General features: G+C 42.1%; 11 protein-coding genes. 8 read left to right on the forward strand and 3 right to left on the reverse strand.

Annotated elements, in window-relative coordinates; genetic code table 11:
- Positions 1-5: 5 nt before the first annotated feature.
- Both D6D85_RS11780 and mmp11 read right to left on the reverse strand, forming a co-directional pair.
- Positions 6-1,046, reverse strand: coding sequence for a radical SAM protein (locus D6D85_RS11780; RefSeq protein WP_125672237.1), 1,041 nt, complete (start codon positions 1,044-1,046; stop codon positions 6-8).
- Positions 1,039-1,983 (reverse strand): methanogenesis marker protein 11, encoded by a 945-nt coding sequence (gene mmp11, locus D6D85_RS11785; RefSeq protein WP_125672238.1) that lies wholly within the window; start codon positions 1,981-1,983, stop codon positions 1,039-1,041. Before mmp11 ends, D6D85_RS11780 begins: the two co-directional genes overlap by 8 nt.
- Before the next feature lie 234 nt (positions 1,984-2,217).
- Between mmp11 and D6D85_RS11790 the strand changes: the two genes are divergently transcribed.
- The 3 genes from D6D85_RS11790 (at position 2,218) to D6D85_RS11800 (ending at position 5,336) form a co-directional block, all read left to right on the forward strand.
- Complete coding sequence (locus D6D85_RS11790) at positions 2,218-3,303, forward strand: DUF2117 domain-containing protein (protein WP_125672239.1); 1,086 nt, start codon at positions 2,218-2,220, stop codon at positions 3,301-3,303.
- 369 nt (positions 3,304-3,672) lie between these two features.
- The gene (locus D6D85_RS11795) at positions 3,673-4,776 is read left to right on the forward strand and encodes a (Fe-S)-binding protein (protein ID WP_125672240.1); all 1,104 of its coding nucleotides are present in this window, start codon (positions 3,673-3,675) and stop codon (positions 4,774-4,776) included.
- 317 nt (positions 4,777-5,093) lie between these two features.
- Positions 5,094-5,336: an ADP-ribosylglycohydrolase family protein gene (locus D6D85_RS11800; RefSeq protein WP_125672241.1), complete on the forward strand. Its 243-nt coding sequence runs from the start codon at positions 5,094-5,096 to the stop codon at positions 5,334-5,336.
- 286 nt (positions 5,337-5,622) lie between these two features.
- Here the strand turns inward: D6D85_RS11800 and D6D85_RS11805 are convergent, their stop codons facing one another.
- Positions 5,623-6,990, reverse strand: coding sequence for a methyl-coenzyme M reductase glutamine C-methyltransferase (locus D6D85_RS11805; protein ID WP_125672242.1), 1,368 nt, complete (start codon positions 6,988-6,990; stop codon positions 5,623-5,625).
- Between the two features lie 141 nt (positions 6,991-7,131).
- Between D6D85_RS11805 and D6D85_RS11810 the strand changes: the two genes are divergently transcribed.
- The 5 genes from D6D85_RS11810 (at position 7,132) to D6D85_RS11830 (ending at position 11,645) form a co-directional block, all read left to right on the forward strand.
- Complete coding sequence (locus D6D85_RS11810) at positions 7,132-8,136, forward strand: tRNA(Ile2) 2-agmatinylcytidine synthetase (RefSeq protein WP_125672243.1); 1,005 nt, start codon at positions 7,132-7,134, stop codon at positions 8,134-8,136.
- Complete coding sequence (locus D6D85_RS11815; protein ID WP_125672244.1) at positions 8,133-8,885, forward strand: phosphotransacetylase; 753 nt, start codon at positions 8,133-8,135, stop codon at positions 8,883-8,885. The genes D6D85_RS11810 and D6D85_RS11815 overlap by 4 nt, the downstream gene beginning before the upstream one ends.
- Before the next feature lie 55 nt (positions 8,886-8,940).
- Positions 8,941-9,504, forward strand: coding sequence for a hypothetical protein (locus D6D85_RS11820; protein WP_125672245.1), 564 nt, complete (start codon positions 8,941-8,943; stop codon positions 9,502-9,504).
- A gap of 68 nt (positions 9,505-9,572) precedes the next feature.
- Positions 9,573-10,289 carry a hypothetical protein gene (locus D6D85_RS11825; protein ID WP_125672246.1) on the forward strand — a complete coding sequence of 239 codons (717 nt, stop codon included), beginning with the start codon at positions 9,573-9,575 and terminating at the stop codon, positions 10,287-10,289.
- Positions 10,290-10,568: 279 nt separating this feature from the next.
- Positions 10,569-11,645, forward strand: coding sequence for an adenosylcobinamide amidohydrolase (locus tag D6D85_RS11830; RefSeq protein WP_125672247.1), 1,077 nt, complete (start codon positions 10,569-10,571; stop codon positions 11,643-11,645).
- Positions 11,646-11,649: the final 4 nt, after the last annotated feature.

Consider the following 11,649-nt stretch of genomic DNA (forward strand, 5'->3'; position numbering starts at 1 on the left):
ACATGTTAAGACAAGGTTTCAAGAATTGCAGAACACCCGGTGCATTTAGGACATCCTGCATCGCATTTCTCGATTTTAACATCATACTCAGATCTGAGATCCCTCAACCTCTCATATATTCTCATGATATATTTTAGATCCGGTCTAGTGACAAGGTCATCCGGAGGCGGTCTAAAGGGTGCGACATACGGTATGACCCCCTCTTCAGCTGTCCGCTTGAATCCATCTACTACGCTTTCTTCTCGTTCTCCTAATCCTATCACAATCCATGATGAAACCTTCCATTCACCGAACAGCTTCACTGCTTCTCTCCAGCATTTCAGGTACTCCTCTATGCTAGGCTTTCCTGGCACCACAGTTCCTCTTATTTTCTCATCGAATGTCTCAATGTGAATTCCAATCGTGTCAACTCCTGATGAGTACAAAACTTCAAGGTATTTCTCATTAACAGCTTCCACTTGAGCATGGATTTTTATATCCACCTCTTCTTTGACCTTCCTTGCCACTTCAGAGATCTTCAAAGCTCCTTTGTCGATTAGATTTGTTGTTCCTGTTGTCAAGGTTAGATGTCTTGTTCTGTCCTCTTCATAAGCAACTTTCACAGCTTCAACTATATCACCTGGATTTTTATCCAGAATAAAAGGCTCAGTGACGTTTTTCTCTATTGCACAGAAGATGCATTTCTTTCCCGAATCAACGTGAACGCACCTTCTGCTAACTGAGGTGACCAAGGCGTTGATCCCGTCAAGTGCAACAATAAAACCAGCTGATACTCCTTTAATGGTGTGCTTATAATACTCCGCTTTTGGAATCTCCACATAACCTATTCTTTCGTCTTCTCTCAGAAGGATGAATTTTCCCTCTCTCTCCACTATCTCGTAGGGCGATTCTTTAACATACCACTGCTTTGTTGGTGCCGAGACGATAGAGCCATTTACTGCAAAGCCGATGCCACCAATAGGCCCTCCTCCTCCTCTTCTACGAGGGGGAATTGATGTCCTCACTCCCAGAGTGATCAGCTCTATTTTTGTCTTGTAGTCAAGCATACACCTTCACCGCTTCTTCTGGGGAGTCTGAGAAAGCCAAAGCAGCTATAGCCCCTATTATGCCTCTCTCACCTGTTATAGGAATTGTTTCAATTCCAAATTTCTCTGCTATCTCATAGGCATCGCTTAAGCTCACCAACCTAGACTTAACTTTAGCTCCATACGCTCTTAATTCATCTGGAATTGTTATTTTCCTGTAAACCGCCATTCCAGTATTCTCGCTCACTGTAAGACGCTCCAATTCCTTCCTAAATCTCTCTACTAGTTCTTTAGGTCTCTCTGTAGCAAATGTCACTGAAATTGAAACGCAGTTCGTTGTCTTATTTGGGTTATTGGTGTAAAGCTGGGTGATCGTGTGCATAAGGTAATGACCCAACTCTTCTTTCTCCATTTTATAAGCTATTTCGTTCATAAGGCTCCAAGTAGCCCCTTTCTCCTTATTATCAGTATCATCCACACCTATCACAACTTTTTCGTATTTTTTCAAGACTAACTTTGCCCTGCCCAGTTTACCCCCGCCTCCTAATTCAACTATCTCTATATTATGGCAGCCCTCGGCCATTCCTCTGCAAACAGTAGCAGCGATTCCTCCACCTGCTAATCCCGCATAAGTTAACTCTATGGTATCTTTAAGAACATGAGCTTCCTCAACACCTGCCCCTGCAATTCCTGGTATCAACTTTAGCTCGGTTTTTCCCTGCTTCAGAATGAATATATTTCTTGCTCCCTCCCTTCTGGCAGCAATTATTAAACCACTAACTCTGGGGTAATGATAAACTTCCCATGCAGCGCCACCTATGCATCTGTTTCTCGCATGAAACTCATGAACCTCAATGAGCTCTCCATCCGTCATGGCGATTATTCTCTCATAAGGGGAAATCCACTCCATACTTCCGTATCTTTCCAGAACATCCTTTCTACTAAGAATCTCAACCATAAATCAAGCTTTTGGTTATTTCTATAAAAACTTTTTTTTAGTACAAATTTTTTCCAATAGTGTCTTGTACAAGCTTTAGATCCTTAACTAATATTCGAGAAATTCTCAAGCGAACCTGATTCCTAGGACTACGTACAATTTTTCTTTTGTTGTAGCGAAATTTTTCTGAGCAACTTTTAAGGCTTTTGCAGTTAGCTTTATATCTTTACACTCAGGGAGGATTTAGGCGAGTTTATGCAAAAGATACTCCTGCTCTTTCACATGCCAGCTATCTTTGATTCTGGGTGGGCTTGCAAGCTTTTACAGGCACTAAGAGAATGTGGCAAGGTTGAAGCCGTTGTTACGGGTGTCATGGGTCCGACTGCAATGCTTGACAGCTACCTAGAAAATGAAGTCAGATTCCTCAAGGAGGACTGGAAGCAGTGGATAAAATCCTCCATTGGAAAATATGATATCATGATAAGTGCAATGCATGCAACTACTCCAGAGAGATCCAAGGCTTATTGCTGGCATTTGTTGAGAATTCTGGGAAAAGATGCACCACTTATAGGTGTTGACACAAATAACAGACTGGTTATTCCTTGGAACAATAAAATAAGAAACTTTGCTGAGGAAGTAGCCAGAAAAATTGGATTCAGCGTGGAAGAACCTGTTGATTATGGGGAAACCCTATGGATTGAGTCTGGAAGAAAGTACAGGCGGGTTCTCGCTGTTAGCGCTGGCGATTACATACTGATAAACGGTTTAGTTGTTGGGAAAGCTTTATCGGGAGATGTTATAATAGTTGAAGAAAATGGAAAAATTATAGATATCAAAGGAGCGCAGGTAAAGAGGCATGGGTTAGACAAGTTGGGAGATATAAAGCTTGAAGAAGCAAAGGTGGATACTATAACTGTGTTGAGGGAATCGCCACCTATACGCAGGACATTTAAGCTAGAAAAGAAGGATAAAATAGCATTCATAGATCACGCTGGGTTAAAAATATATAAATTTATAGAAAACAAAATAAGCGGGGCTGTTTCGGTGGGAGATGACACGACCACAGTGGTGGGAGATATCCTAAGCAGGTATTCCATCCCCATAATCGGGATAATAGATGAGGATCCCGATCAGTTGCTAAGGGAGGTTAGATATGCTGATGGCTCGCTGATACTTCATGTCACTAGCGATGACCAATTCGGAAAGCTTGTATTTAAAGAGATCTTTAAGAACAGAGATCTAATAGATGCGGCATTTGACGAGCTTAAGGACTATTTGGTTAGATATGCTAGGGAAAAAGGCTTTTTAAAAGCTGTAGATAATTATTATATTGAAAAATGATGAGTATTTTTGAGGTGTTTCTTGAGCACTTTTTTTTGAAATCTGTGTCTCAGCGAGGATTTTGAGATTATCCTTTATAATAAAGAACGATAACTTGAAGGCTTACGTCACTGATCCACATCAGTATGGTTTTCGGGGCGTTATGCGCAGAAAATTAACGAATCTTTAAGACCAGTAACTAAGAATTAATGCCTTAGCTCTCGTTAATTTCTTCCAAATTGCATCCGTTCGATAAATACATAGCCACGCAGATGTGCACCTTGTGTGAACGGATTTAGTTCTTGCTCATTTAGGGTCCAAAGAAAGATTTTTTAAAGAGTATTACCTTAAGTTAATTACGAAGAAGATAGAGATTGAAGGGTGAGTTTCATGATGGAGGATTATCATAAATTAGCAGACCTATGCATAGAGTGCGGTGCATGTACTGAGGTCTGCCCATTCTTTATAGCAACGAATGATATAAAGTATGGAGCAATGGCTAAGGTCGAGGCTGCAAGAAGACTCTTCAAGGGAGATCCCCTGACTGACGAGGATCTGAAGACGATATTCCTCTGTACTAGGTGTGATGAGTGCCACAAGGTGTGTCCCCAAAACATCCCAATCTCCGTGGTAATCCAAGGTGCTAGGGCAGAGCTAAGAAGGATGAATAGAGTACCAGAGAAATACAAAACAATAGCAGAGGCGATAATAAAGACAGGCTCACCCATGGCGGCCCCTCCCGAGAAGCGCCTAGCGTACATTCCTGAGGATTTCAAACCTCCAGAACGGGCAAAATACCTTTACGTTCCTGGCTGCTGGTCGGGGATACGCCTGCCAGAGACAGCAAGAGCATCTGTAGAGCTATTAAGGATTTCTGGGCTTGACTTCACTGTTTTAGGAGACAGGGAGCGGTGCTGCGGGCTTTTTCTTATAGACACAGGAATGCTTGAAGATGCCAAAATGCTTGCTGAGAAGAACACTTTATTGTTTGAATCCACAGGTGCTGAATTTGTCGTGACCGAGTGCCCTGCATGTCAAGATGTCTTCAAGAGGGTGTATCCTTCACTTTTCAGGGAGCCGAAGTATGAAGTCATTCACATCTCCGAGTTGCTTCATGACCTAATTAACAATGGAGCATTGAAGGTCGGGAATTCTGGCAAACACATTATTTACAAGGACCCCTGCCCGCTCGTAAGGAGAAGTAAAGTGATTGAAGCCCCAAGAGACCTAATCAAGCGTGTGGCTAAACTAGTGGAATACGACAAAAATAGGGAAGATGCTTTGTGCTGTGGTGCTCCTGCCGGAGTAAAACCGATCTACCCAGAGATCGCCAACAGACTTGCAGAGATCCTGATAAGTGAGGCAGACAGAAAAGAGGCAGATATCGCTGTCGGATGTGTCTTCTGTATGTACCACATGACTGGCGTCATCAAGGAACCCGGTCGTAAGATTGTGACACTCTCTCAGCTTGTACTTGAGAATCTTGCAGATTGAAAATCTTCTTAGTTAGATTAGTCCTAGCTGGCTTGCCACCACGGTACTTTGCTGAAGGGTTTGATAATGCAAATGATGAAAGTAAGAAACTTAGTTTTGATCTAGGTAAATCTGGGCCTACTTTTCAGTGAATGGAGTTTAGCTACCAACTCAAAAGGAAAGATCTCATACTCAGGGTTCCTATACCTTCCAGAAAATCAAATACATTTTCAAGTCAGTATAAATGCTTAGATTTATTTTATTCTTTAATTCTAGTACACCAAGCAGAACTAACTATAATATTCAAATATACAGTTGGAGGTTTGTAAGAGAACTGAATGAATGCCCAAGACCGAAAGGTGAGTAAAGCCCACGAAGCACTGATGGGATTAGTTATAGGTGATGCTTTCGGAATGCCAACCACTTCCTACACTCCAGCAATTATCAAGAAGCTGTTAGGTGAAGTAGGGGACTTTCTAGATGCACCTTCAGGCCACCCTCTTCATTCTGGGTTAAAAGCTGGAATTGTTACCGATGACACCGAAATAGCTATACTAATAGCTAAGATAAAAAATAGTTAAATTATCAAGATCTGACGCCGGAGATCGTCTCTAGCAAATTAGTGAACTGGGTCTAGGGAAGGGCCTGTTGAAAAATGAAAAGTATTTCGGACCAAGCACTCGTAAAGCTCTAGAGCTCTTATTGGAACCATAGGAGGAGCTCTAGGGGAATTGACATTTTCCTCAAGCTTTTATAAGAACAATCGAGAACGTAAATAAATTAAATCTTAGAAAGCTGGCTCTGGAACTGTTAAAAGTAGGTGCTAAAAAGCTACTAGTATAGCCTAGAAATATGCTGAAAGCTCTCTTAAGCTTCATGTCTACCTCGAAGTAGAGAGTATAGCTTTTTCACCTCCATGGTGCACTTCCTTATGTCTTCCCCCTGTTTCTTAGCTTCTTGCAGAAATAGCTTGGCGATATGCACATCCCCTATGATAAGAGGTGACCTGACACGGTAACCCTCTATCATGAGTTGATATGCCCTTGACTCAGCCACAGATAGACCATAAAGTCTTCCGAATTTTGAATCATCATTTACGAATAAAAGATTCTCGCTTATTCGCATGTCTGCGACTTCCTCTGCCAAAGGGGTTCCCGGTATAGGTTCTGCTATGCTGACGAAGTGATCCATTAGTGGGAGATTTTTGACAAGTGTCACAGTCTCCTCAAAGTTCTCTTTAGTCTCTCCAGGATATGCTACTATAAAGGATCCTGCTGGCTTTACTCCTAGCTTCCTTGCCCTGTAAACTGCATCGTAGATTTCTTCTACTTTAATGCCTTTACGCATCTTATTGAGTATCTTTTGGCTACCAGACTCCACCCCAAAGAACACCCATCCTATTGTGTACTTAGCTATAGCTTCTAAAATTCCGTCAGTAGCAGCATCAACTCTTATATCCGGAGCTGAGAGGTTCTTTGGACCTAGAACTCTACTTAAAGACTTGAGAAGCTTGACCACCTCTTTCTCATCCAGCCAAGAGGAACCACAGCCATAAAATGACGTGGTGCCACCGCTTATCGCAACTCTTAAAGCCCCTTTCTTTTTAAAGAGCTTTACTTCATCGACTATTTTGTTGATAGGCCTGCTTCTAACTTCTCTTCCAAATAGCCTTGGAACTTGGCAAAAACTGCAGGATCCCTTACAGCCTCTTGAAACCTCTACGTATACATGAGCTCCTCTAATGCTCTGCTCACCAATGTCATCCGGTATCTTAGGCATGGGCCTCTTCTCCATGTCAATAGGTTCTCTTGGCTTTGTCTTCACAACCTTGCCCTGGGAGTTATATGCTATGCCATCGACAGAGTCCAGGTCTTGTTTCGAGATCAGCGCATTGACTAGCTCTACTATGGTTTCTTCTCCTTCACCCACAACAACAGCGTCTACACAATTCATGTTTGTCAACACCAACTCAGGGATCTGAGTGACGGGCCCGCCTACGATAACTGGTTTGTCACGTGCAGACTTCAGTCTCGAAATCCAGTCCTTGTACTCTAAGACGTGAAGTGTTGAATAGAGGCCTATGGCGTACACATCAGCTTGAGGTAATAAGTTTACGTCAGCCTTAGCTGTAAACTTCATTATAGAGACCCTGAAGCCTGCCTTCTCCAAAGCTCCAGCTATAAGCATAGATCCATAAGAGTAAACTTCGGGTGTTAGCACTAGAACCTTAGTCATTTCCCCTCAATCTTATCTCAAACGCTTTTCGATATAAAAACACTAAGGAACTTATTCTACAAGTGGAGCTTTGAGGATCTGCCAAGTCCATATAACGCATGTGCAGAAAATTTAATAAGAACCTCCTAATGAGGAACTCTTATGGAGGAAAGGGAGATTGCTGTTGCTTTGACACCAACTGAGGTGATATCAAGGTTTGGCAAGCTTTTTTCAAGAGGTCTTCTCACTATCGTAGACGAGAGAAATAAAATAGTGGAAATAGTGGAGGAATGCAGCGCCAGAGGCCCTGTTGAATGGGATTTAGTCAACAGACTTAGGGCTGGAGGAGCTGTTTATGCCGGATGGACGGAGGGAAGCACGCTTTTTCTTCGTGCGCATATTGGAAGATATGAGGTAAAGTTCGGCCCCGCCGATGCTGAGAGAGGCGGTCAGGCCCTAGAAGAAGTTGAAATAAAGGAAAATGAAGTTTATACAACTTGGGTTGGCATAGCAGGAGCTGGTTTAGGAATAGCAGCATGCTTACCTCAAGCTTCTGGTGTCATAAGGGCTGAATATCCGTCAAAAGATGATCTGGAGAAGGTTGGCGGAGCTTTCGTAAATAGAGTGAGGATAGTTACGCCCAAGTACAGGAAGCTTATAGTAGGGATAGATAACACAGATACAAAGGAGAAAGGAGCGACATGGTCATCCTTCCTGAAATCGGGAATAGAACTTAGCTCTAGGAAGGGAGTAAAGCTGATCATACACAGAATTTTCCAGTGCTTCCCCGGCATTGAATGGAAAACAACAAATAATGTTGCATCATGCTTAGTCTTTGCTATTCCCAGCAATATTGAGACTAAAACAGTTCTAAGAGAGCTGGAGGATATCATGAGGAATTACTGCTACTCCGATGGAGCTTGCATGGTCGCATATGAGGGCATTGAGGTTCCAGATGAGCTGAAAAACTTCGGAAAAAGGGTAAAAGGGGAAGTTGTAACTCAGGCTGAGGCTTTGGACCTTGCAGAGAAGTTTCATTTAGAGGTAATGCCAATTACAGGAGATAAAGGAATTGTGGGGGCTCTAGCAGCAGTATCGCTCTATGATATCGGGACTGAATACGCAGCGTTTAAGGATGATCCTGCAATTCTAAAGGTGAAAATATGAGAGGCACATTGTATCTTCATGAAAACATTAGAAATAAGATAATAAGAAGGAGAAGGATTGCCATAGGCCTTTATAGATTTGATCCCACCAGCGAAGAGAGGATACTTAAGGCTGTTGAGCTTGCAGAGGACTTTGCTGATGTTCTAGTGGTGGACAAAGGAGAAAAGACGGAAGAGGAACTTTTAGAAGTGCTTAAGAGAGGAGATGCATATGCTGCTGTTAGAGGAACTGCGAGGGCCTCTAAGTTTCTTGAAATCCTTAGGAGAGAGTATGATGTCTGCAGGATTGCAGTACTAGAGACAGTGGATAGAAAGCTCTTTCTTCTCTCTCCAGTAGGAGTTGACGAGGGCAGAGGTGTGAAAGAGAAGTTGAAACTTATAGAATATTCTAAGCAGTTAGCTGAAAGACTTGGAATGCCTAAGGATGTTGCTGTTCTTGCTGGAGGAAGGTATGGGGACATTGGAAGGGATGAGAATGTAGATAGATCGTTGGCAACAGCGGAGCTTGTGGCAAAAATCTCAGGAGGAGAAAACTATGAGATAAAATTGGAAGATGCTGTTGACAGGGGGATAGTCATAGCACCAGATGGTATCTCTGGAAACTTAATATTTAGATCTCTATGCTATCTAGGAGGTGGAAAGGAGTACGGAGCGGTATTCTTCGGAACTCCCTACAGAATAGTGGATACAAGCAGAAGCCAGAGCTCAGAGGGCTTCGCGAGAGCTATTGCCCTTGCAACAATAATATAAAAGGGGAAGATAAAGATTATAAGTAACCCTCGTGTTCTTTTAAGGGGGATCTCATATGACGAGTTCCCTCGCTTTTGCCGCGCTTGGTTTACTTGGTCTAGATACAGGGCTGGCCATATTGTTCCTTCAGAATTTCGGAATAATAAAACCGAAGGAAGGGGCAGATTTAGCAAAAGGACAGGCAGCTTGGTTTCTATGGGTCGCAGGAGTAGCTGAGCTTTTTGCAAGCTATTACTTTTATGTAGCGGGAGATGCACTAGATGCCATGATATTCGGTGCCTATGGTCTCTTCTGGATGGGTTTATTTGCACTCACATACTGGAGCGGAGATGCTAGGGTTCTCGGTCCGGTGGGAATAGCTTATGCAATCTTTACCTTACCCTTAATACCTGTCACAGCAATGATCAGCTTAACAGTATGCGGAATAATAGTTATGTTGCTCCTCATATTCCTTGCGCTCATTCCTGCGACATGGGGTAAAGCTAATGCCAAGGTTCTCGGGATCCTGCAATTAGTATGTTTCGTCATAACTTCAATCGCTATAATAGGGTTGATATTCGCTTCAATGAGCGGAACTCCCCTAGAGGGAATAGGCAAAGCTCTTCTGTTCATGCATTGACCCTTCCTAACCTTTTCTTTTTTTGAGAAAATTTAATAAGATGGGAAAGCTTACCTGAGAGGGGGACATTGAAGAGCATTACCCAGTGTTTTAACATGATCTTGATACTTGGTGGAGGAAGATACGGGACTATTGCCCTCAGAAAGTTGAGCGGAAGATCTGAGAGAGTCATAGTGGTGGACGCGGATCCCATGTGCGAAGCAAGCAAGTATGTTGAGAGGGTAACCCTGAACTACGAAATCCCACAGAAAAGCAGTCTTCTTGTGCTGGGGGATGGAATTTCCTTCCTCATTTATGTATTGGAGAGGAAAGTTATACCAGATTTTGTGATCTTCACAGTTCCCAGAAATGTTGTGGCTTCGTTTCTCGCATCTCAAATAAATACCTTGGGCAGGAGAGTTGAGTTTGATGTACCTTCAATGCTAGCAGCTGCTGAGCGAATCCCAGATAGATATCTGGTTGCAAAGGACATGAGGTATGCTGTTATTGTGGCAAGCTACGCTAAAAATCACATATGCATGAATGGATGTATGCAACCAGACGTGTGTCCGATATCTGGGGAAAAACATGAAAGAACAATGGTAGAGATACTTAGAGATGCAGTTAAAGGAGATTACGTCAGGATATTTGAGAGCAAATTGCTTGACAAAGGCGTTGGAGGAGTTAGCGGTGCAGAACTTTTCGAATTTTACAGAAATATCAAAAATATAGAACACGGTACTCATCTTGCTGTTGGCACTGCATGTAAATGCCATGGTATAGTCAATTTTATGAAGGTTATCTGATTTAAAATAAGCAGAGTAGTTTCTGATTATATTAGCATATAGTTTATAAATATAATCAGATATCTAAAAGATCTTATTATATTTCCCTTAGTTTAAACCTATAGCTTACTTTACTATTTCTACCTTAGCAAACAAAAGTAGATCGCAAACAGATATCCCCAGAAAAGCTTTCTAAAATACATTTACACCCACCAACAGCAATTTTATGGGTATATTGAACACTATAATAATCAAGTCAAGCTCGGAAAACTTTATAGAAAAAGTGCTCCTAGATGTGCCATGCCTTCACTCCTAGAGGAAATCTCTTACATGAAGGAGAATAAGGCTTTGATTGTAAAATTGGCTGTTGATCACTTCTTTCTCTCAACAATGCCCTACCAGCCTACCTCAGCAAGGACTATTATATTCAAACAAGTTCCTAAGGATTTCCAGGAGATCAATCTCCGGGAGTTTTATGGTAGAATCAGGAGCGAACTTGATGCTGCCAACTCCATAGTCTTTTTAACAGCCGCAAATGTTGAAAATTATATTTATAGTAAAATTGATGAACCCGAGATTCACATCCTTATAACTATGGGATTGAGACCCCCCACTTGTCCGGGAGTTAAGGAGCTCTTCAGACCTCTGAGTTCAACCATAAATATTGCTGTTATTGTTGATAGGGGTCTTACAAAAAGTGCGATTATAGATCTTATAAGAGTTGTGGCCGAGGCTAAGACCCTAGCTGCTGTTGAGCTTCTCCTGAGGTGTGATTACAGATCCTCTGGCACTGTAACCGATGCAATAGCTGTTGGAAGGCCGCTTAGTCTAGATGAAAGCGTCCTCTTTGCAGGAATGTCAACCGATATCGGCAATAAAGTGGCTTACTCTATTTACAGCTCCATTGTGAAGGAGGGTTTAAGAAGGTTGAGTTTGGATGATTTTATAATCAATACACTGGGGATTCAGCTAGAGGAATTATTAAAGATAATTGCCAAAAGTTATAATGCCATCTTTAATTTAAATATAGATGAGAAAATCCTCATAGAAAATGCAACTAGAATAATAAATTATCTATTTAAAGATAGAAATATAATAAACTTTTTAATAACTGCTAGAGAGCTGGATCTGCGCACGGCAATAGGTTCCATACCTACCTACGGTAACGTCCGCACAAGCCCCGCTGAGGAGTATCTATCCATCGGGCTTGCAGCGTATTCCGTTGGTCTTAAGAGCATTCCAATAATCTCTCAGCTGAGAAAAATTGAGGAACTTGGCATCATTAGGATAAACTCCCCCCAATTTGAGAAGGAAGCTGCGCTTGGCATTATAGGATCCGCTTTATTGCTACTGCATGAAGCCCTTTCAGGCAAATGAGGTG

Source organism: Candidatus Methanodesulfokora washburnensis (genome assembly GCF_003947435.1).
Taxonomy (GTDB): Archaea; Korarchaeota; Korarchaeia; order Korarchaeales; family Korarchaeaceae; genus Methanodesulfokora; species Methanodesulfokora washburnensis.

Excerpts from the sequence above, each read along its gene's own strand:
- D6D85_RS11780 (WP_125672237.1), bottom strand. The coding sequence starts at position 1,046 with ATGCTTGACTACAAGACAAAAATAGAGCTGATCACTCTGGGAGTGAGG.
- mmp11 (WP_125672238.1), bottom strand. The coding sequence starts at position 1,983 with ATGGTTGAGATTCTTAGTAGAAAGGATGTTCTGGAAAGATACGGAAGT.
- D6D85_RS11790 (WP_125672239.1), top strand. The coding sequence starts at position 2,218 with ATGCAAAAGATACTCCTGCTCTTTCACATGCCAGCTATCTTTGATTCT.
- D6D85_RS11795 (WP_125672240.1), top strand. The coding sequence starts at position 3,673 with ATGATGGAGGATTATCATAAATTAGCAGACCTATGCATAGAGTGCGGT.
- D6D85_RS11800 (WP_125672241.1), top strand. The coding sequence starts at position 5,094 with ATGAATGCCCAAGACCGAAAGGTGAGTAAAGCCCACGAAGCACTGATG.
- D6D85_RS11805 (WP_125672242.1), bottom strand. The coding sequence starts at position 6,990 with ATGACTAAGGTTCTAGTGCTAACACCCGAAGTTTACTCTTATGGATCT.
- D6D85_RS11810 (WP_125672243.1), top strand. The coding sequence starts at position 7,132 with ATGGAGGAAAGGGAGATTGCTGTTGCTTTGACACCAACTGAGGTGATA.
- D6D85_RS11815 (WP_125672244.1), top strand. The coding sequence starts at position 8,133 with ATGAGAGGCACATTGTATCTTCATGAAAACATTAGAAATAAGATAATA.
- D6D85_RS11820 (WP_125672245.1), top strand. The coding sequence starts at position 8,941 with ATGACGAGTTCCCTCGCTTTTGCCGCGCTTGGTTTACTTGGTCTAGAT.
- D6D85_RS11830 (WP_125672247.1), top strand. The coding sequence starts at position 10,569 with ATGCCTTCACTCCTAGAGGAAATCTCTTACATGAAGGAGAATAAGGCT.